Origin of the sequence: Paraburkholderia strydomiana (genome assembly GCF_031456815.1) — a bacterium.
GTDB classification, from domain to species: Bacteria; Pseudomonadota; Gammaproteobacteria; order Burkholderiales; family Burkholderiaceae; genus Paraburkholderia; species Paraburkholderia caledonica.
Genome location: NZ_JAVDVL010000004.1, coordinates 333,409 through 354,021 on the forward strand (window position 1 = coordinate 333,409; position 20,613 = coordinate 354,021).

General features: G+C 65.5%; 18 protein-coding genes. 9 read left to right on the forward strand and 9 right to left on the reverse strand.

Features of this window, described 5'->3' with window-relative positions; all coding sequences use genetic code 11:
* Positions 1 to 12: 12 nt before the first annotated feature.
* The 5 genes from J2W46_RS13930 to cobC are packed head-to-tail and all read left to right on the forward strand — an operon-like array spanning position 13 to position 4,413.
* Positions 13 to 1,071, forward strand: coding sequence for a FecCD family ABC transporter permease (locus tag J2W46_RS13930; RefSeq protein ID WP_204520385.1), 1,059 nt, complete (start codon positions 13 to 15; stop codon positions 1,069 to 1,071).
* Positions 1,068 to 1,907, forward strand: a complete 840-nt coding sequence (locus J2W46_RS13935; RefSeq protein WP_310354444.1) for an ABC transporter ATP-binding protein — start codon at positions 1,068 to 1,070, stop codon at positions 1,905 to 1,907. The genes J2W46_RS13930 and J2W46_RS13935 overlap by 4 nt, the downstream gene beginning before the upstream one ends.
* Before the next feature lie 37 nt (positions 1,908 to 1,944).
* Complete coding sequence (cobT, locus tag J2W46_RS13940) at positions 1,945 to 3,006, forward strand: nicotinate-nucleotide--dimethylbenzimidazole phosphoribosyltransferase (protein WP_087751370.1); 1,062 nt, start codon at positions 1,945 to 1,947, stop codon at positions 3,004 to 3,006.
* A 46-nt stretch (positions 3,007 to 3,052) separates the two neighbouring features.
* Positions 3,053 to 3,838 (forward strand): adenosylcobinamide-GDP ribazoletransferase, encoded by a 786-nt coding sequence (locus J2W46_RS13945; protein ID WP_310354446.1) that lies wholly within the window; start codon positions 3,053 to 3,055, stop codon positions 3,836 to 3,838.
* Complete coding sequence (cobC, locus tag J2W46_RS13950; RefSeq protein WP_027804176.1) at positions 3,823 to 4,413, forward strand: alpha-ribazole phosphatase; 591 nt, start codon at positions 3,823 to 3,825, stop codon at positions 4,411 to 4,413. The genes J2W46_RS13945 and cobC overlap by 16 nt, the downstream gene beginning before the upstream one ends.
* Positions 4,414 to 4,457: 44 nt before the next feature.
* On the opposite strand, the gene J2W46_RS13955 is transcribed toward cobC, so the two are convergent.
* The 4 genes from J2W46_RS13955 to cobU all read right to left on the reverse strand — a co-directional run bounded on the left by J2W46_RS13955 (position 4,458) and on the right by cobU (position 8,055).
* Positions 4,458 to 5,378 carry a cobalamin-binding protein gene (locus J2W46_RS13955; RefSeq protein WP_310354447.1) on the reverse strand — a complete coding sequence of 307 codons (921 nt, stop codon included), beginning with the start codon at positions 5,376 to 5,378 and terminating at the stop codon, positions 4,458 to 4,460.
* 88 nt (positions 5,379 to 5,466) lie between these two features.
* Positions 5,467 to 6,573 carry a threonine-phosphate decarboxylase CobD gene (gene cobD, locus J2W46_RS13960; protein ID WP_374726830.1) on the reverse strand — a complete coding sequence of 369 codons (1,107 nt, stop codon included), beginning with the start codon at positions 6,571 to 6,573 and terminating at the stop codon, positions 5,467 to 5,469.
* Complete coding sequence (cbiB, locus tag J2W46_RS13965; protein WP_020065173.1) at positions 6,566 to 7,501, reverse strand: adenosylcobinamide-phosphate synthase CbiB; 936 nt, start codon at positions 7,499 to 7,501, stop codon at positions 6,566 to 6,568. The genes cobD and cbiB overlap by 8 nt, the downstream gene beginning before the upstream one ends.
* Positions 7,501 to 8,055, reverse strand: a complete 555-nt coding sequence (gene cobU / locus J2W46_RS13970; protein WP_087751575.1) for a bifunctional adenosylcobinamide kinase/adenosylcobinamide-phosphate guanylyltransferase — start codon at positions 8,053 to 8,055, stop codon at positions 7,501 to 7,503. Before cobU ends, cbiB begins: the two co-directional genes overlap by 1 nt.
* A gap of 348 nt (positions 8,056 to 8,403) precedes the next feature.
* On the opposite strand from cobU, the gene J2W46_RS13975 reads away from it, so the two are divergent.
* Positions 8,404 to 9,864 (forward strand): cobyric acid synthase, encoded by a 1,461-nt coding sequence (locus J2W46_RS13975; protein WP_310354704.1) that lies wholly within the window; start codon positions 8,404 to 8,406, stop codon positions 9,862 to 9,864.
* Between the two features lie 95 nt (positions 9,865 to 9,959).
* On the opposite strand, the gene J2W46_RS13980 is transcribed toward J2W46_RS13975, so the two are convergent.
* Positions 9,960 to 10,379, reverse strand: a complete 420-nt coding sequence (locus J2W46_RS13980; protein ID WP_088172956.1) for a PaaI family thioesterase — start codon at positions 10,377 to 10,379, stop codon at positions 9,960 to 9,962.
* A gap of 234 nt (positions 10,380 to 10,613) precedes the next feature.
* On the opposite strand from J2W46_RS13980, the gene J2W46_RS13985 reads away from it, so the two are divergent.
* Positions 10,614 to 11,252: a ParA family protein gene (locus tag J2W46_RS13985; protein ID WP_020065177.1), complete on the forward strand. Its 639-nt coding sequence runs from the start codon at positions 10,614 to 10,616 to the stop codon at positions 11,250 to 11,252.
* A 237-nt stretch (positions 11,253 to 11,489) separates the two neighbouring features.
* Here J2W46_RS13985 and panD read toward each other — a convergent pair whose 3' ends face one another.
* The 4 genes from panD to J2W46_RS14005 all read right to left on the reverse strand — a co-directional run bounded on the left by panD (position 11,490) and on the right by J2W46_RS14005 (position 14,010).
* A complete protein-coding gene (gene panD / locus J2W46_RS13990) occupies positions 11,490 to 11,876 on the reverse strand; it encodes an aspartate 1-decarboxylase (protein WP_008924033.1) in 387 nt (128 codons plus the stop codon).
* 15 nt (positions 11,877 to 11,891) lie between these two features.
* On the reverse strand, positions 11,892 to 12,725 hold the full coding sequence (gene panC, locus J2W46_RS13995; RefSeq protein WP_087751364.1) for a pantoate--beta-alanine ligase: 834 nt from the start codon (positions 12,723 to 12,725) through the stop codon (positions 11,892 to 11,894).
* Between the two features lie 206 nt (positions 12,726 to 12,931).
* Positions 12,932 to 13,807 (reverse strand): segregation and condensation protein A, encoded by an 876-nt coding sequence (locus J2W46_RS14000; RefSeq protein WP_310354451.1) that lies wholly within the window; start codon positions 13,805 to 13,807, stop codon positions 12,932 to 12,934.
* A 17-nt stretch (positions 13,808 to 13,824) separates the two neighbouring features.
* Positions 13,825 to 14,010 (reverse strand): DUF3460 family protein, encoded by a 186-nt coding sequence (locus J2W46_RS14005; protein ID WP_007175923.1) that lies wholly within the window; start codon positions 14,008 to 14,010, stop codon positions 13,825 to 13,827.
* Between the two features lie 351 nt (positions 14,011 to 14,361).
* Here J2W46_RS14005 and J2W46_RS14010 point away from each other — a divergent pair, with 351 nt between their 5' ends.
* Together J2W46_RS14010 and J2W46_RS14015 are read left to right on the forward strand one after the other, a co-directional pair.
* Positions 14,362 to 16,209, forward strand: coding sequence for an autotransporter assembly complex protein TamA (locus J2W46_RS14010; protein WP_310354453.1), 1,848 nt, complete (start codon positions 14,362 to 14,364; stop codon positions 16,207 to 16,209).
* A 28-nt stretch (positions 16,210 to 16,237) separates the two neighbouring features.
* Positions 16,238 to 20,602, forward strand: coding sequence for a translocation/assembly module TamB domain-containing protein (locus J2W46_RS14015; protein WP_310354455.1), 4,365 nt, complete (start codon positions 16,238 to 16,240; stop codon positions 20,600 to 20,602).
* The last annotated feature ends 11 nt before the right edge of the window (positions 20,603 to 20,613 follow it).

A 20,613-nucleotide genomic window follows, 5' to 3' on the forward strand; every position in this document is an offset into this window, starting at 1 on the left:
GGGAACGCGCCGATGAGCCGTCATGAAGGTTCGATGCCCGCCACGCTTCACGCGATGACTGCGAAGCGCGCCGCCGCGATCTGGCTCGTACTTGCTGTCGCCGCGCTTGCCGTATTGATGGCGTCGCTCGCATTGGGCAGTGTGTCGCTCGCGCCCGCGCGCGTGATCGAGGCGCTTTCGCCGCTGCATGCGGGCGCGTCTGATGCGAACTCTGCCGATCTCGCCGGCGAGATCGTGCGCACGCTGCGTTTGCCTCGCGCGCTGGCCGGTTTTGCTTGCGGCGCATTGCTCGCATTGGCTGGCGCGCTGCTGCAGGTGTTGTTGCGCAATCCGCTCGCTGAGCCCTATGTATTAGGCGTATCGGGCGGCGCCGCAACTTTCGCGCTCGTCGCAATGATCGCCGGTTGCGCGTGGTGGCTCGTCGATGCGTCGGCATTCGCGGGCGCATTCGTGTCCATTCTCCTCGTGCTCGGCCTTGCGCGTCGCGAGTTGTGGCGCGGCGAACCGCAGGACACGTCGCCGCGCCTGCTTCTGACTGGCGCCGTCATCGCGGCAGGCTGGGGCGCGCTGATTACCTTGCTGCTCAATCTTGCGCCGGACAATCGTTTGCGCGGCATGTTGTTCTGGCTGACCGGCGACCTCAATGGCAATGCGCTGCCGTGGACCGCACTCGTCGCGCTGGTCGTCGTGCTGATTGCCATCGTGCCCGTTGCGCCGCGTCTGAATGTGCTGTTGCGAGGCGACGCCGCCGCGCAGGCGTTGGGCGTTGCGGTCATGCCGTTGCGGCTGCGCGTGTATCTTGCGGCCTCGCTCGCCGCCGCAGCGGCTGTGACGACGGCGGGCACCATCGGCTTTGTCGGACTCGTGGTGCCGCATATGTTGCGGCTCGCGTTCGGCAACGACCAACGTATGCTGCTGCCCGCCGCGGCTCTCGGCGGCGGGGTGGCGGTAATGGGCGCCGATCTGATCGCGCGCCTTGTGATCGCGCCGGCGCAACTGCCGGTCGGCGTGATCACGTCCATCATCGGCGTACCGGTGTTTCTCTGGATGCTGCTCCGTGCCCGCCGATGATGCCCGCTAACAACCTCGCGCAGTCCACGCTCAGCGCACAACGCGTGAGCTTGCGTGCGGGCGCGCGCACGTTGCTCGACGCGTTCACACATACGTTTTATCCGGGCGAGATCTGGTGCGTGGCCGGTCCGAACGGTGCCGGCAAGACGACACTCTTATCCACGCTCGCGGGTTTGCGTGAACCCTCGGCTGGCCACGTGGAACTCGACGGTGTGCGTATGTCCGCCTGGCACACGCGGCAACTCGCGCAGCGCCGCGCGTTGATGCCGCAAAGCGCGCCCGACGCATTCAGCGCGAGCGTGCTCGACATCGTGATGCTGAACCGCTTTCCGCATTTGACCGGCTGGGGTTGGGAGGGCGAGGGTGACCGCGAGGCCGCGCGTGCCGCGCTGGACTTGCTGGGGCTCACCGCACTAGCCGCGCGAGACGTGCTGTCGCTTTCCGGCGGCGAACGTCAGCGCGTGGCGCTCGCAGCGGTGCTGTGTCAGCAAGCGCCGCTTCTTCTGCTCGACGAACCTTTATCGCATCTGGACTTGCATCATCAGATCGAGTGCCTGGAAGCGCTCAGCGAATGGACGCGTGAGTCGGCGCGGACCCTGCTGTTTTCCTGTCACGACCTGAACCTCGCGCGCCGGTTCGCGACGCACGCGCTGCTGCTCGACGGTGCGGGCGCCGCCTACGCGGGGCGTGTGCACGAGGTACTGACGCCCGCGTTGACGAGCCGCGTATTCGGCTATCCGTTGATCCTGATTCGCGACGGCGAGCACGAGGCGCTCATTCCTGCGCCGCGCTCGCGTCACGAATCCGCTTCGAACCATGACACGTCGTCAAGCTAACGCTCAGAACCAAACATCTTTTATCTTCACGAAACCCATGACCTCTTCGCCAGGCTTGTCCGGATTGCCCCAGGTAGAACCGCTCGAACAGACGTTAGGCAGCGAGCTTCAACACGTCATCGACACGAAGACGAAGCCGCCCGGCAGTCTCGGCCGGCTCGAAACGCTCGCGCGTCAGATGGGCCTGATTCAGCGTACTACGCATCCGGCTGTCCAGCGCCCCGCGCTGATCGTGTTCGCCGGCGACCACGGCATTGCCGCCGAAGGCGTCAGCCCGTATCCGCAAGCGGTGACCGCGCAGATGGTCGCGAATTTTCTCGCGGGCGGCGCGGCAGTCAATGCATTGAGCCGCGTCGCGGGCATCGAGCTCGAAGTGGTCAATGCGGGTATCGCGACGCCGTTGCCGCGCACCGATGGCCTTGTCGACATTCCAGTCGGCGCGGGCACGCGCAACTTTGCGCACGAACCTGCGATGACGCACGAGCAGGCGCTCACTGCGATGCAAGCCGGCGCGGCGCGCGTGCGGCATCACGCTGCACTCGGCAGCAACGTGATCGGCTTCGGCGAAATGGGTATCGCCAACACATCGGCGGCGGCGTGCCTGATGAGCCGCATCTGCGGCGTGCCGATCGACGAATGCGTGGGGCGCGGCACCGGTCTGGACGACGCCGGGCTCGCAAAGAAGCGCAGCGTGCTTGCGGCGGCGCTTGCGCATCACGACGCATCCACGGCTCCTCTCGATGTGCTCGCAACCTTCGGCGGCTTCGAAATCGCGATGATGGCCGGCGCCTATCTTGCCGCCGCGCAAGCGCGCATGACGATTCTGGTCGACGGCTTCATCGCCAGTTCAGCGCTGTTGATCGCGGACGCAATTGCGCCCGACGTGCGTGAATATTGCGTGTTCGCGCATGCGTCGAACGAGGCGGGACATCGGCGCATGCTCGACTATTTCGGCGCACAGCCGCTGCTATCGCTCGACATGCGGCTCGGCGAAGGCACCGGTGCGGCGCTCGCGGTGCCGCTGCTGCGTGCGGCCTGCGCGTTCATCAACGAGATGGCGAGCTTCGAATCGGCCGGTGTAGCGAACCGCGAAGCGTGAACCGCGCCGTACTTCGCATTTCAGTCAACGAGCACGCAAGCCATATATGAAACCGCTGGCCGAATTGCGCTACTTTTTCACGGCGCTGGGTTACTTCACACGCGTACCCGTGCCGCGCTGGGTCGGCTATGAACCGCACTATCTGAACGCGGCGGCGCGTTATTTTCCGCTCGTCGGCGTGTTGGTCGGCGGCATCAGCGCGCTTGTCTATCTGGCGGTGCTGCGCGTCTTTCCGGCGGGGGTTGCGGTGTTGTTGTCGATGGCGTCGTCGCTATTGATAACGGGCGCGTTCCACGAGGACGGCCTCGCCGATTGCGTCGATGCGTTCGGTGGCGCCTATACGCGAGACGATGCGTTACGCATCATGCACGATTCGCGCATTGGCGCTTTTGGTGCGATTGCGCTTGTCGTCGCGCTTGTTCTCAAGTGGCAGACGCTCGCTTCGTTGCCGCCGCTGCGGGCCGCAAGTCTGATGGTTGCGGCTCATGCGGCGAGCCGCGCCTGTGCGATCAGCTATCTCTGCACGCTCGACTATGTGCGCGCCGAGGGCAAAGCGAAGCCGGTCGCGCAGCGCCTGAGCGGCACAGCACTGTTATGCGCCGCCGCATTCGGATTGCCGTGGCTGTTGTGGCCGGACGGACCTCGTGGATGGCTCGCGGCCGACTGGCGGTTCGCGGGCTCGGCGCTCGCGATGCTGGTCGCGTTGCGGTTCACAATGGGCCGCTATTTCGTGAAGCGCATTGGCGGCTACACCGGCGATTGTCTCGGCTTTGCGCAACAGATCTTTGAACTGGGCATCTATCTCCTAGGGCTCGCATGGATATCGTCATGATTCGCCATCCCGCCGTCGCACTCGACGCGGGCGTTTGCTATGGCCACAGCGATGTGGCGCTCGCCGAGGCGGCCGACGTGTCGTCCGCGGCACTTGCTTTAAGACTCGCAAGCTTGCAGGTGCCGGCGCCACGTGTCGTGATGTCGAGCCCGCTGACGCGCTGCTCGGCGCTCGCCGTCGAACTGGCGAACGACTTCGGCTGCGTGCTCAGCCATGACGATCGCCTGAAGGAAATGGATTTCGGCGATTGGGAAGAGCAGCGCTGGGACGCGATCGATCGCGAACTGCTCGACGACTGGGCGTCCAACTTCGAACATGCACGCGCGCATGGCGGCGAGAGCGTCGCGCAGTTCGTCATGCGGGTGCGCGCATGGTTCGACGCGTACGCGCAGACGCGCGAGCTGTCGCCGGCGTATGTGGTCACGCATGCGGGCGTGATGCGCGCGATTGCGTCGTTGGCGCTCGACGTGCCGCTCGAACGTTGCTTGCGATGGTCGCTGGAGACCGCCAACATCGTCTGGCTGCGCCGCGGCGACGAGAGTCAACAGTGGTCGCTCGTAAAGTGGAACGCGTGAGCCTGAGGGCCCATCGGCTCAGGCGTTAATGCACGTTAAGCCCGTTATTGCGCGTTTTGCCTGACGCGCGAGCGAGCGAGATCCAGGTCCTCGCACATCCGCTTCGCCCCTAGCGCGATGCGCGGCGCGGGGCGGTTGATGAGGTCGCCGTCGATCGAGAACAGATTGTTATTCGCCACCGCCGACAGACGCGGCCATGCGCGCCACGCGCCGAGCTGAGGCAAGGTCGTGTCGGGCTTCGTCGCACCGGGCGCTGCCGTGACGATTGCCTGCGGATTCGCCGCGAGCACGGCTTCGGTCGAAACGGTGGGCACGAGCGGTTGCAGTTTCGCGAACACGTTGCGCCCGCCGCATAGCTCGATAACGTCGCTGACCATATGCTCGCCGTTGAGTGTCATCAACGGTTGATCCCACACCTGATAGAACACGCTAACGGCTGGCCGGTCGGCGTACTGCGCGCGCAGGCGCGCAATGTCCCGACGATATGCGGCGGCGGCTGCATCCGCGGTAGACGAGGTGCCGAGCAATTCGCCGAGCTTCGTCAGCGAGACGGCGACATCGTCGAGATGATGCGGCTCGCTGAAGAACAGCGGTATGTGCAATTCGCGCAGACGATCCAGCTGGCGCTGTGCGTTACCGTGCCGCCACACGACGATAAGGTCAGGCTTCAACGCGACGATGCGTTCGAGATCGAGCGACTTGTTGTCACCCACGCGCGGCAGTTGCTGCGCCTCTGGCGGATAGTCGCTGTACGACACGGCACCTACTATCTTGGCGCCGCCGCCAGCCGCATAAAGCAGCTCGGTGACATGCGGCGCGAGGCTGATTACGCGTTGCGCGGGTGCGGGCAGCGTGAGCACGGCGCCCGTGTCGTCGGTCACGGCGATGCCCGCTTGCGCGCGCAATGCGATGGCGAGCAGCATGACGGCGAGGGCGGGGCGCAGCGATCGTGCAGACAAATTCATTGGGTCGAACGTCGAGTTTTGCGTTGGGTGGATCGATGCGCTGCCCTGCATTGCAATGCGACGTGGGCAGTTTGCGCGCGTCAACGGATCAGGCCGGTCGCGTTGCGTCGATCGTCTCGACTGCCGCGCGCAAGCTGTGGGCAAGGCGCGCCCATTCGTCTTCGCTCGCGGGCAAACCGAAACGCACGCTGCCTGACGAGGCGAAAAGCCGCGTCCACACGCCGCGCGTGGCCAATGCCTCGTGCAGGGCTGCGGCACGTGGATCGTCGGTCCAGGCGAAGAGCGGCGTGCTGCGGGTACGAATGCCATGACCTTGCAACAGATCGACGAGGCGCGCGCTGTCCGCTTCGAGCCGTGTGCGCATCTGCTGTTGCCAGGCGTGGTCCAGCAGCGCCGCCTTCACGGCATGACGCGCGGGACCGCTGACGGTCCACGCGCCGAGCACGCGGCGCAAGCTGTCGAGCAGCGCGGGCGCGGCAAGCACGAAACCGGCGCGCACGCCCGCAAGTCCAAAGAACTTCCCCGGTGAACGCAACACGATCAGACCGTCGCGATCCGTAAAGGCCGCTAGCGAAGCGTCGGGCATCGTATCCGCGAAGGCTTCGTCGACGAGCAGCGTGCCGCCGCGCGCGCTCAATTGCGCGTGCCAGGCGAGCAGCTTCGAAGCGCCCAGATGCCCGGCGGTCGGATTATTCGGATTCACGACCGCCACATGCTTGAGCGAATCGGGCAGTACATCCCACGAAACATCGAGCGGCATCATGCGATGTCCGCCCCGCTCGAATGCAGGCGCATATTCGCTGTAGGTGAGCGGCGCGACGCCGGCTACCGCGCGCGGCAGCAACGCCGGCAACGCGCGAATTGCCGCCTGGCTGCCCGCTACCGGCAACACATGCGCCGCGTCCGGCGCGCCGTAGTAGCGCGCGGCGCACTCGGCGAGGTCGTCGCCTTCATCGGGCAGGCGGCGCCAGGCGTCGGCGGGAACGGGCGGCACCGGATAGCCGTGCGGATTGATTCCCGTCGACAGATCGAGCCACTCCGGGTACGGAATGCGATAGCGCTCAGCCGCTTCGTGCAGATTGCCGCCGTGCTCGATCGTTGCACCGGGTGACGCGCACGCGGCCGGCGCTTCACCAGCGTGCCCAAGCTCGTCGATATGTTGAAGTGAGCGCCGCTCGTCCATTCGTTCAGACATGCAAGGGCACGCTCAGCAAGGCCAGCACGATCAGCACCGCGAGCCACAAAATCACCGTACGCTCGACCAGCATGAGCGCGGCCGTAATGTGAGCGGCCTTCGCGGGATGCCCGAAGCCGAGCGTGGGCCGATGTTCGAGCGCGCCGTTATAGACCGCGGGACCGCCGATCAGCACGTTCAGACTGCCGGCGCCCGAGGCCATGACCGGCCCCGCGTTCGGACTGTCCCAACGCGGCGCCTGTTCGCGCCAGCAACGCCACGCGGTGCGCGTGTCGCCGAGCAGCGCATAGCTCGCGGCGGTGAGGCGTGCGGGAATCCAGTTGAGCACGTCGTCCAGTCGAGCGGCGGCCCACCCGAAGCGCAGATAGCGCGGGGTGCGGTAACCCCACATCGCGTCGAGGGTGTTGGCGAGGCGAAATCCGAGCGCGCCCGGACCGCCCGCGATCGCGAACCAGAAGAGCGCGCCGAAGATCGCGTCATTGCCGTTTTCGAGTGCGGATTCGACGGCGGCGCGGGAAAGTGCTGCTTCGTCGGCATTGGCCGTTTCGCGCGAGACGATCCGCGCCGTCAGCAGGCGCGCTTCCGCGAGATCGCGATGCGCGAGCGCCCGCGCGATGGGCTCGATATGGTCGTGCAGGCTGCGGGCCCCGAGCGCGAACCACAGCAAGGCAACGTGCACTGCGCAGGCGGCGAAAAACGGCAGCACGGCGACGAGCCACCACGCCACCAGCACCGGCGGCAGCACGGCAAGCGACCATGCGAGCAGCCCCTTGAGCCGCAAGCGCCGTCCGCGGTTGTAATGCGCTTCGAAACGCGCCGCCCATTTGCCGAAAGCCACCAGCGGATGCGCGCCGCGCGGTTCGCCGAACCAGCGGTCGACGGCCACGCCCGCGGTCGCGAGTGTCACGACAAGAGGAAGCGAAAGCATCACGCGCCGCCCGCAGTTTTGAGCGCGAGCGGCAGGCCCGCGACCATCATGGTGGCCTGCGTGGACAGGGCTGCGACGCGCTGATTCAGGCGCCCGAGTTCGTCGACGTAAAGGCGCGTTGCCGCGCCGAGCGGCACCACGCCGAGGCCGATTTCGTTGCTGACCGCGATGATCTTGCCGCGAGCGCCGGCAAGCGCGGCTTCCAGTTCTTCGATGCGGGCTTGATATTGATCGGGCGGTAGGCCTTCGCCATCGGCGGGACATAGTAGGTTCGCGAGCCATAGTGTCAGGCAGTCGATCAGCGTGCAATGCCCCGGCGCGTCGGCTTGCCTGATGGCGGCGGCGAGATCGACGTCTGCTTCGAGCAAATGCCACTGTGCGGGGCGCCGCGCACGATGATGCGCGATGCGCGCGGTGAATTCGGCGTCGCCGGTCATGCGTGCCGTGGCGATGTAGGTCACGGGCAGCGCGCTTTGGGCGGCAAGCTGCTCGGCGTGCACGCTCTTGCCTGAGCGCGCGCCGCCGAGAACGAAGGTGAGGTCGCGGGAAATCATCGCGTGATTGTACCGGCGTGCAGCGCGGGCTGGCGCGATGGGATAATGCCGCGGTTGGCGAGCAAGGGTGGTGGATACTAATGCCGGGCAGCGGCGGTTACCGGTAATGGCGGACGTAATTCCTGGCCGCGATGCGTGACCATCATCTGGCGCTCAGGTTGCTGCGGTCGTTCCTGCGTTATTGGTGTTCGACTCTCGCTCAATTGGGCGCGGGCGCGCTGTCTGCCTGTCGTTTGCCTCTTGTGTTCGCCTGCCGCTTTAATCGTCCTTTCCTTCGCCGAGTCCGACATTTCCGTGACCATCCATTCGATCTCGCATGACGCCGTACCCGTGCCGCGCGGCACACTGATGATCCAGGGCACCACGTCCGATGCGGGCAAGAGTACGCTGGTCGCCGGTTTATGCCGGCTCGCGCGGCGCGCCGGTGTCCGGGTCGCGCCGTTCAAGCCGCAGAACATGGCGCTCAACAGCGCAGTGACCGTCGACGGCGGCGAGATCGGGCGCGCTCAGGCGCTGCAGGCAGTGGCCGCCGGCATCGCCGCGCATACCGATCTGAACCCGGTGCTGCTCAAGCCCACGAGCGATCGCGGCGCGCAGGTGATCATCCACGGCAAGGCGCGCATGAATCTCGACGCCCGCGCGTATCACGAGTACAAACCCGTCGCTTTCGAAGCGGTACTTGCGTCCTACGCTCGGCTGCAAGCGGCGTACGACACGATTTTCGTGGAAGGCGCGGGCAGCCCGGCCGAGATCAATCTGCGCGAGCGGGATATCGCCAACATGGGTTTTGCCGAAGCCGTCGACTGTCCGGTCGTGCTGGTGGCGGACATCGACCGGGGCGGGGTTTTCGCGCATCTGACAGGAACGCTTGCGTGCCTGTCAGCGAGCGAGCAGGCGCGTGTTCGGGGTTTCATCATCAACCGCTTCCGAGGCGATATCGGACTGCTGAAGCCTGGTCTTGACTGGCTCGAGGCAAAGACCGGCAAGCCGGTGCTGGGTGTCGTCCCGTATCTGCATGGCCTCACGCTCGACGCCGAGGACATGCTGCCGCCCGAACTGCGCGCGGCGCAGCGCGGCGACGCCGCGCGCACGTTGCGTGTCGTCGTGCCGGTGCTGCCGCACATCAGCAACCACACGGATTTCGACGCACTGCGCGCGCATCCGCAGGTCGATTTTCATTACGTCCGAAGCGGCACGCCGCCGCCGCCCGCGGATCTCATCATCCTGCCGGGTTCGAAGAACGTGCGCGGCGATCTGGCGTTTCTGCGTGCGCAGGGCTGGGACGCGGTGCTGCAACGGCACTTGCGCTACGGCGGTCGCGTGATCGGCATATGCGGCGGGATGCAGTTGCTCGGGCGCGAGGTTGCCGATCCGCACGGCGTGGAGGGCGCGCCGGGAACGTCGGCGGGCCTTGGCTGGCTCGACTACTCGACAGTGCTGACGCGCGAAAAGACGTTGAAGAACGTGACCGGCCGCCTCGCGTTGCCGGGCTCGCCGGAGGTGGGCGGTTACGAGATTCATATGGGCGAGACGCAAGGACCGGCGCTGGAATCGCCGGCGCTGCGCCTGGGGCTGCCGGGCGAAGCGCGTCCCGACGGTGCGATTTCCGCGGATGGCCAGATCCTCGCGACATACGTGCACGGCCTCTTCGACACACCGGCTGCGTGCGCCGCGCTGTTGGCCTGGGCGGGACTGAGCGACGCAGACGCAATCGACTACCCCGCGTTGCGCGAAGCGTCGCTGGACCGGCTCGCCGACACGCTGGCTGAACACCTGGATCTGGCGAGCTTGATGGCTGCGGTGGCTTGACGGCGGACTCGCCCGCGTCGCGATCGCGTTCTGCGAAGAACTATCGTGGAGAAGCGGACTTCGCGTCGCGCTGTTGGCGATGTCCCGCGGTTCTATCAATACAGCACGATCTGCGTGCAGCGGAACAGGGCGATCGTCTTGCCGTCGGGACCGGTGACGGTCGCATCCCAAACCTGTGTGCTGCGGCCAAGGTGCACGCCCTTCGCCACCGCGCGGATCGTGCCTTCAGTCGCCGTGCCGAGAAAGTTGCTTTTCAGCTCGACTGTCGTGAAATTGCGTGCCGTTTCCGGCAGGTGAGCAAGACACGCATAGCCGCAAGCGGTGTCCGCGAGACCGATTACCGTCGCTGCGTGAAGAAAGCCGTTCGGTGCGAGCAGTTCTTCCCGCACGGTCAATTCCGCAGTCAGCGCGCCCTCGTCCAGCGACAGCACATGCACGCCCAGCAAGCCTGGCAGCTTGCCCTTCTGGCGTTCGTGCAGTCGTTCCACGGTGTATTCCGGCCGGAGTTTGCTCATTGGATTAGCTTCCTGGAAAGGTTAAATCGGCGATGCAAGGCGACCGATTAGCCGTTCGGGGGCTTCGGCCTCGCTGCATTTGTCGATATTATCAACGGCTGGATCGGCGCACGGACTCGAATCGGTGCAAGTCGGGGCGCCGACATGACAACAGGTACAAACCAAAAGCAGAAGGTTCAGGGCAGAATGCGGCGGACCGGCCGGCGTCGTCCTGGCTTCATTCCGGGAGTATTCATGACGGTAATCGTGGTGGCGAATCCGAAGGGCGGCGTGGGCAAAAGCACGCTGTCGACCAATCTGGCCGGCTATTTCGCCGCAACCGGCGAGTGGGTGGCGCTCGCCGATCTCGACAAGCAGCAGTCCGCGCATGCGTGGCTGTCGTTGCGGCCGGACACGCTGCCGGCCATCGAAACATGGGAAGTCAACCCCGAGACGCCCGCCAAACCGCCAAAGGGCCTGGAGCACGCGATCATCGACACCCCGGCGGGTTTGCACGGCAATCGCATGAATATCGCGCTGGATCTGGCCGACAAGGTGATCGTGCCGCTGCAGCCGTCGATGTTCGATATTCTGGCTACGCAGGAATTTCTGGAGCGTCTCGCGAAGGAAAAAGCGGTCAGGAAAGGTGCGATCGAGATTGGCGTGGTGGGGATGCGCGTCGATTCGCGCACGCGTTCGGCTGAGCAGTTGCACCGTTTCGTCGAGGGGCTGAAGCTGCCGGTGCTCGGCTATCTGCGCGACACGCAGAACTACGTGCAGCTGGCGGCCCACGGCCTCACCTTGTGGGACGTCGCCAAAAGCCGCGTGGAAAAGGATCTGGAGCAGTGGCAGCCGATCATCGAGTGGACGAATGGCGCCGGTAAGAAGGGGTGAGGGCGGGGTGTTGGTGAGGTTTGCGCCGGCTTCGCAACGTTACAGCTGACGTGAGCGTACCCGAACTGCCCTGAGCACGGGAGCCAGCCGTAGCGATCAGGCGGAATTCCGCGCCATCAGCGCCCCCACCGCGAGGCGGCATGTCCGCCCGCTTCGATAGGGCGTGGCGCCGAGCCGGGGGTGGCAACCCCCAGCCAAGCTGAGCTCCGTTACAAAGAACTCAGGCAAGCGCGTCGGTCAATTCCAGGCCTGCGTCGGCACGTGATCGCGGCTGCCCTTGATCTTGTTGTTCTCGTCGACGAACACGAGGTCGGGCTTCCAGCCTGCCTTCAACTCCGCTTCGTCGACCACCGCGAAGGCCGCGATGATCACCAGGTCGCCCAGTTGCGCGCGCCGCGCGGCCGAGCCGTTCAACGAAATCATGCCGCTGCCGCGCTCGCCCTTGATCGCATAGGTCGAGAAGCGCTCACCATTGTTGATGTTCCAGATGTCGATCCGTTCGTTTTCGACGATGTTCGCCGCTTCGAGCAGGTCTTCGTCGATCGCGCACGAACCTTCGTAGTGCAGTTCGCAGTGCGTGACCGCGACGCGGTGAATCTTCGACTTCAGCATGTTGCGTTGCATAGTGTTCCAGACGGCTCAGATTTCGAGGTTGTCGATAAGACGGGTCGCACCGAGCTTGGCGGCGGCCAGCACGACGAGTTCCGCGTTCGCGTCTTGCGGACCCGGCGGCAGCAGATTCGAGCGCTTGCGCACTGCGATGTAGTCAGGCTGCCAGCCGCGGGCGGTCAGTGACGCCATCGCCGCGCGCTCCAGCGCCGTGAAGTCGCGCTCGCCTGCGAGCACTGCGTCGCGCACGCGATTGAGCTCGGCGGCCAGCATCGGCGCCTCGGTGCGCTCGTCCGGCTGCAAATAGCGGTTGCGCGAGCTGAGCGCAAGACCGTCGGTATCGCGCACCGTCTCAGCCGCGATGATGTCGGTCGGCACCGCGAATTGCTGGCACATGCGACGCACGATCATCAACTGCTGGTAGTCCTTCTTGCCGAACACCGCCACGCGCGGTTGCACGCACGACATCAGTTTCATCACGACGGTGCACACGCCCTGGAAAAAGCCCGGCCGGAATTCGCCTTCGAGAATGTCGCCCAGATCGTGCGGCGGGTGTACCCGGTATTCCTGCGGCTCGGGATAGAGGTCGCGTTCTGTCGGCGCGAAAAGCACGTAGACGTTTTCTTTCTGCAGCTTTTCGATGTCCGCTTCCATCGTGCGCGGATATTTGTCGAAATCCTCGTTCGGCCCGAACTGCAGACGATTGACGAAGATGCTCGCCACCACCGGATCGCCGTGCTGGCGCGCGAGGCGCATCAGCGACAGATGGCCCTCGTGCAGATTGCCCATGGTCGGCACAAAGGCAGTGCGATTCTGGCCGCGCAACTGGTCGCGCAATTCATGGATCGAGCTGATGACTTTCATGATCGGACAGGGATTCCTCGCGCGGCGCGAGACTGGGTTGACGCAAAGGCCTCAGGCGATTGCGCGGCCCGCCGCCTCACTGGTAATGACAGGTTCGGAGCGCGGGATTGTAGTGGATTTGGCCGCCGGACGCACCGAAACGAGGCCTGATCGGCCGTTTTTTGGAGCATGAAGCCCGGCCCGCTGCGCCGCAACCGGTTTTCGCTTCAGGCCGGCAAATAGGCGAGGCGCACGTAGATAGGTGCGAACGGCTCGGCCTGAGTAATTTCGACGAGGGATTCGCGGCACAACTCGAGCATTGCGATGAAGTTGACCACCACGACCGGCACACCCTTGCTGGTATCGAACAGGTCGGAAAATTCGACGAAGCGCGCGTTCTGCAGTTGCCGCAGGATCGAACTCATATGCTCGCGCACAGACAGTTCTTCACGCGAAATCTTGTGATGCTGGACGAGCTTCGCGCGCTTGATCACGTCGGCCCAGGCGGCGCGCAGGTCCTCGCTGTTCACGTCGGGAAAACGCGGCGTGATGCTTTGCTCGATATAGACCTCGGCGCGCAGGAAGTCGCGCCCGAGTTGCGGCAACTGGTCGATGCGCTGCGCGGCGAGCTTCATCTGCTCGTATTCGAGCAGGCGCCGCACCAGTTCCGCGCGCGGGTCTTCGGCTTCCTCGCCGCTGTCGGCTTTCTTGACGGGCAGCAGCATGCGCGACTTGATCTCGATCAGCATGGCGGCCATCAGCAGATATTCGGACGCGAGTTCGAGATTGGTCTGGCGCAACTGGTCGACATAGCCGAGGTATTGCACCGTGACATCCGCCATCGGAATGTCGAGTACGTTGAAGTTCTGCTTGCGGATCAGGTACAGCAACAGATCCAGCGGGCCCTCGAACGTTTCGAGGAACACTTCGAGCGCGTCCGGCGGGATATACAGGTCGGTCGGCAGCTTGAAGAGCGGCTCGCCGTATAGGCGTGCGAAAGCAATGCCGTCGACGGTGTCGGGCGTCGAATCGGTGGCGGGCGTGGCAAGCGCGGCGTCGGACGGAGCCGGCGGCGCGCCGTGTGCCTCGTTGGCGGGATTCATTGGTTGCGGGGAGCCGCTCAGAAGTTCTGGTAGTACGAGTAAGGCGTCTGTTCGACGCGCGAAGCTTTCTGCTCGGCGCGCTCTTCCAGGTCGATCGGCTGCTTGTCCCACAGCAAGGCCCGGCCGCGACGTTGCTCGGCTTCCAGGTTGGGCTTCTGCTGCTTGAGCTGGTTCAGGAACTGGGTGATGTCCGATTGATACATGGCTCGACGTCCGTGGTTGGGGCGTGGTTGGGCAAATGGCGGCTTTGCCGCGGTGGTCTTCGCACGGCTGCCGCTGCTATTCCGCAATTTTAGCGCATGCGCCGCGCGCGGTCGAAAAAGCGAGCCGGCGGCTGACGCATCGTCTGCGAAATTGCGTCCGGCGCGGACAGCCGGAACCCGCGCGCCGCGCAGCGCGTCAAAGGCGGGCGCGTGCGCCTCGTGCCATGCGCCGCGCGGGCGTTGGCGGGCGCGTTTAGAGATAGCGCGGCGCCGCCGATGTGGTCAAATAGCGAGCTTCGGCGGCACTGCGCCCGAACGACAAAATTCATCAACCATGGCCGGAGGTCCTGTTTGGCGGGGTGTGCGATCCAACAGCCGCGCGGGCGGCGCAGCAAAGCCGGCGGGGGCCGCGGCGTTTCTACGTCAATGCGTACGCCAATGCGGCGCTGGCTGCGCGCGTGGCTCGCCCTCGGCATCCTGATGCTGACGCTGGCTGGCGGTCCCGCATACGCGGCGCGCGCGGCGGCGAGCTACAAGGTCGATGTCGAAGCATCGCCGCGCTCACTGCGCAAGCTGCTGGAAGAACACCTGGACATTGCGCGGTTCGCGAAGCGTCCCGACATCAGCGACGACCAGTTCGAGTTTCTGATCACGGCCACGCCCCAGCAGGTGCGCGATCTGGCCGCCACGCAAGGTTACTTCACTCCGATCGTGCGCACGGACGTGCGTACTGTCGAGAAAACCAGGCATGTGACCGTCAACGTCGATCCCGGCCCGCAAACGGTCATTACCTCCATTTCCCTGTCGTTCCGCGGCCCGGTGCTGACTGAGGACCCAGCGCAGGAAAACGCCGCGCGCTTTGCATTTTCGCTGCACGAGGGCGACCCGTTTTCGCAGGCCGGCTGGGACGACGCGAAGAACGCGTCGCTGAAGGCGTTGCAGGCGCGCCGCTATCTGGGCGCGAAGATCTATCACGCCGAGGCGCGCGTCGATCCACGTACGCACGAGGCCACGCTGTCCGTCGCGTATGAAAGTGGACCTACCTTCACGATGGGCAAGCTGGACGTGTCGGGCACACGGCGTTATCCGGAACAGATCGTCGAGAATGTGAATCCGATTTCGGTGGGCGACGTCTACGACGTGCAGCGCATTACCGAATTGCAGCGGCAGTTGCAGAACACGCCGTATTACGCGAGCGTCGCGATCGACGTGGACAGCGATCCGGCAAAGCCGGTCGAAACGCCGCTGCATGTGAAGGTGTCGGAGTACCCGTACAACAGCATTCGCGGCGGCGTCGGCTATTCGACCGACAACGGCGCGCTGGTGCAAGGCGCGTACTCGTATCTGAACACGTTCGGCAAGGCGTGGCCGTTCACCATCGACGGCCGGGTCGATCAGGTCCAGCAGTACGGCCAGGTTCAACTTGCCATGCCGCCGGGACATCGGGGGTGGACCAATAGTGTGCTGGCGTCCTACACGACCACGGACGTTTCCGACACGCGTATCTACAGCATTCGCGGTGGTGTGCAGCGTACTCGCACTTCGCAGTTCATCGACTACACGTATGCGATCCTGTTCTATCAGGACCGGCTCGACCAGAACGTGGGCGAGCCGACCACGAGCCGCGCGCTGGTGCCGTCGTGGTCGTGGACCCGGCGTAATACCGACGACCCGCTGTTCCCGCGCAAGGGCAACCTGATCCACGTCGAGGCCGGTTTCGCGGTAAAGGGTGTGCTCACCGACCAGACGTTCATCCGCGGCTACGCGCGTGGCCAGCAGTACCTGCCGATCGGCAAGGAAGACCTCATGGTGTTTCGCGCGGAGCTCGGCGGCGTATTCACGAGCGGCAGTTCGAGCGGCATTCCGGCTTCGCTGCTGTTTCGTGCGGGCGGTTCGAACTCGGTGCGCGGCTATTCCTACCAGAGCATTGGTAACAACGTTCAGGGTTCGGTATTGCCGACTAAATATCTGGTTACGGCTTCGGCGGAATACCAGCATTGGTTCACGCACGACTGGGGTGCGGCGGCCTTCTTCGACGTCGGCACAGCAACGGACACCTGGGGCGAGAAAACTTTTTTCCCGGGCGTGGGCGTCGGCGCGCGCTGGCGCAGCCCGGTGGGCCCGGTCAATGTCGACGTGGCATACGGCATCCGCAACAGAAGTGTGCGGCCCTATCTGACGCTCGGTATCGCCTTCTGATGCGCACCTCCTTGTACACGAACCACGCATGACGACGGACGTTTCCGCCCAACCTCCCGTGCAGCCGCCCGGCAACCCGCCGCCGGGCGCTGAACCGCCCGGACCGCCGGAACCGCCGCCGGCGAAGCGCCGCCGCGCCGGCCGCCTGCTGTTGAAAACGCTCGCCGCGCTGGTCGTGGTGCTGGTGTTGCTCGTCGCGTTGGCGCTGGGCCTGCTGTACGGCGCGCTCACCACCGAACGCGGCACCGCCTATGCATGGCAGGCGGCGGTCAAGTTGCTGGGCGGCAAGCTGAGCGGCACGCTGGAAAGCGGAGCGCTCGCGAACGGCGTGCGGCTGCGCGAAGTGCGCTGGCGCGCGCTGGACGGCAGCGGCACGGACATCCAGATCGACCGTGTGTCGGGCCGTTGGGCGCTCATGCGCGAGCCGTGGCGTTTCACGATCGACTATCTGCACGTGGGCACCGTGGACGCGCGCATCGGCGCCTCGCCGTCGAGCAGCAGCGAGCCGCTGAAGCTCCCGCAAGATCTCCGCTTGCCGATGCAGCTGGAAATCCGCGACGTGCAAGTGGACAAGCTGTTGTTGCACCAGGGCACGTCGACAACGGAGTTTTCTCACTTCGCTTTCCATGGACGCAGCGACGGCCGTCACCACGAGGCCGCTGTCGAGCGGCTAGAGACGCCGTTCGGCGCGGTGACGGCGTCTGCAAAGCTCGACGGCGTGCGGCCGTTTCCACTGACCGGCGACGTGGGTTATTCGGGCAAGGTCAACGAAGAAGCCGTGCAGGTGGGCGGGCATCTGAGCGGCACGCTGGCCAATCTCGTCGCCGAGCTCGACGCGAGCGGGATGAAGCTCGCCGGCCACGCGCAAGTCGAGGCGACGCCGTTCGGCGAGGTGCCGCTCAAACGCGCAACGTTGACGTTCGATCACGTCAATCCGCAGGCGTTTGCGCCGGGCGCGCCGCTCGCCGATCTCGCCGTGAGGGCGGAGCTGCAGCCGGTGGGGCAGGAGGCGGGCGGGGTTGGGGCGAGCGCGGCTAGTGGGGCTAGCGGGGCCAGTGGAGCCAGGGGAGCCAGTGGAGCCAGCGTAACGACTTCGCTGAACTCCGCACAAGGCGCAACCGCAGGACATTCCACGGGCGCCAGCCAGCCGCACACGGCCGGCAAGAGCGCCGGCGGTTTGGCAGTGGCGGGCCATATCTCGATTGTCAACGCACGTCCCGGCGCGATCGATCAACACCTGCTGCCGCTCATCGACGCCAACGCCGACGTGCGCCTCGACGCGAGCGCGCAGCGCATTTCGAATCTTGCCGTACGCCTCGTGAAGAGCGCCACGCTGACCGGCAGCGGCGCGCTCAGCGGCAAGCGCGGCCAGTTCGATCTGCAGGTCGCCGGTCTCGACCTGAACGCGCTTCAGGCGACGGTGCGGCCCACGCAGCTGTCCGGCCCGATCGCTATCAGGCTCAACGACGATATCCAAACCGTCACGCTCGATCTGGCCGATCCCAAAGCGGCGCTGCGCGCGCAGGGCAAACTGACCATGGACCCCGCGCGGCTCAGCTTCAACGACGTGCGTATCTCGTCGGGCAAAGGCCGCATCGATCTGTCCGGCGCCCTCAAGCACGACGCGAATTCCAGCTACAACCTGAAGGCGCAACTCACCGATTTCGATCCGTTGACGCTGGCCTCGCAAATGCCGTCTCGCGCGCCAGTCAACGGACCTGCAGTGCCGCAGAGCGAGGCGAAGGGCCGGCTGTCCGCGCAGGCCGCGGCGCAAGCCGGCAGCACGGCCGGCGCCAAAAGCGCAGCTCCGGCCGACAAGGCCGCGGCGGCCGTGAAGAACACAGGCAAGGCCGTCGTGAAGAAAGAGGTGATCGAGCGCAAGACACCCGCGCGGAAGCGCGCTGCGCCGCCAGCGCGCAAGATCGAGGCGAAAGTCAACGGCACGCTGACCGCGACCGGCATGCTCGCGCCCGTTTTCACCACCAAAGCCGAGTTCAAGCTGGGTCCAAGTGTCTACGACGGCCTGCCGCTGACCGGCGGCGGCACGGTGCAACTTGCGGGCTCGCGGATTTTGCCGAGCCGCGCGAACCTTTCGGTGGCGGGCAACCAGGTCGATCTGCAAGGGAGCTTCGGCGCACGCGGCGACCGCTTGCGCTTTCATATCGACGCACCGGCGCTCGAGCGCCTCGGCTTCGGCCTCGCCGGGCTCGTCGCCGCCGACGGCGACCTCACCGGCTCGTTCGAGCATCCGAACGTGGTGCTGAACTACAAGGCCGACAGCGTCGTGTTGAGCAGCAACCGTATCGGTCATGCAGAAGGTCACGCCGAACTGCGCGACGGCGCGAACGGCGCGCTCGTCTTCACGACAGACGCGCGCAACGTGAGCGCTGGCGGCGTCGATCTCGCCACGCTCACCGCGCGTCTCACCGGCACGCGCGCCAGTCACTCGCTCGAAGCCGCGGCCACCGGCAAGCTGCAGGATCGCCCCCTGGATCTGACGCTGGCGGCCAACGGCAAGCTCACCGAGGCGCGCGACGGCACGCGCTGGGACGGCACGGTGACACGTCTGCAAAACCGCGGCACGCCCGCGTTGAATCTCGAGTCGCCGCTTGCCGTGAGCGCCGGGCCGCGCCGCCTGACGCTCGGCGCGACACGGCTCACGCTCGAAGGCGCGGTGTTGAGCCTGAAGTCGTTCTCTTTCGACCACGGCAAGGTTCAGTCGGCGGGCAACCTGACTGGCATTTCCGTGGCGCGGCTGCAGGACTTGCGGCGCGAGATCACCGGCACGCCGCCGGCCGTCAAGACCGATCTGATATTCGACGGCGACTGGGACTTTGCGCTCGGCACCACGGCGAGCGGCCATATCCAGTTGCGTCGCCGGAGCGGCGACGTCACCGTCGAGATTGGCCGCGGGCTGGCGTCGCTGGGTATTTCCGATATCGCCGCGCGCGCCGAGTTCAGCGGCGGCAATCATCTGAACGCGACGGTGCATGCGCAGGCGAGCCGCATCGGCGTGATCGACGCCGACGCGCACACCACGCTGGTTGAGCGCGACGGCTTCCTGAGCGTCAACGAAGAGGGCGCGCTTACCGGCAATGTCAACGCCAATGTGCCGTCGCTGAAAACGACCGGCGGGCTGTTCGGGCCGAGCTATCTGCTCGACGGCCACCTCGCGTTGAAGCTCGCGCTTGGCGGCACCGTCGCCAAGCCTAACCTGACGGGTTCGCTGCTCGGCGACGGGCTTTCCGCCACGCTTGTCGACCAGGGCGTGCAGTTAAAGGACGGCGTCGTACGGGTCGCGCTGTCGCACAACCTCGTCGACTTCGAGCAGGTCGAATTCCACGGCGCGAGCGGGACGTTGCGCGCAACCGGCCGGGTGCGTCTGGACGGAGCGGAGCCCGACCTGACTGCGAGCATCGTCGCGGACAAACTCGAACTCTTTGCGGCGCCGGATCGTAATCTGTCGCTGACGGGCAGCGCGAGCGTCGCCAACGCGGGCGCGCAGGGCGGCATGGCGATCAACGGCAAGTTTACCGTCGACCACGCGCTGTTCGACCTGCCGGAGCAATCCGCGCCCAAGCTCGGCGACGACGTGGTGGTCGTACGCCCGGACGGCACGGTGGCTGGTGAGCGGCCGCGACCGGTGCCGGGCAGCAATAAGCCGGTCGGTCCATTTGCTCCGCGTGCGAACATCGACATCAACCTGGGCAACAACTTCCGGTTTCGCGGACAAGGGGCCGACCTCGGCCTGACCGGCACCATCACGGCGATGAGCGCGCCGAACCTGCCGCTGCGCGCGGTCGGCAACGTGCGCGTGACGCAAGGCTCCACGTACACCGCGTTCGGCCGCAAGCTCAATATCGAGAGCGGCTTCTTCACGTTCAACGGACCGGTCGCCAACCCCGGCATCAACATTCTGGCGATGCGCCGCAATCAGCAGGTGGAAGCGGGCGTCTCGGTCACGGGCACCGTGAACTTCCCGGTCGCGAAGCTCGTGTCAGAGCCGAACGTGCCCGATAACGAAAAACTCTCGTGGCTGCTCTTTGGCCATGGCACCGATCAGGGCAACAACCTCGGCCAGCAGAGCACGATGACGACCGCGCTCGCGTTGCTCGGCAGTGCGAGCGGCAAGCGGATCGCGCAGACTTTCGGTCTCGACGAGTTTTCGATTGGCCGCAGCGAAGTCGGATTGACCGACCCGCAGGTCGTGATGGTGTCGAAGGCGATCAACGAATGGCTCGTGATCGGCTATGAGCAGGGGCTGCAGTCGGCGAGCAACGCAGTCAAGGCGACCGTCAACCTGACGCGCTATTGGTCCGTCGCGGCCTATGGCGGCACATTCGACGGGATCGAGCTGCTATACACGCGGCGCTACGACCGCATCAAGTGGTGATCTGCTTCTGG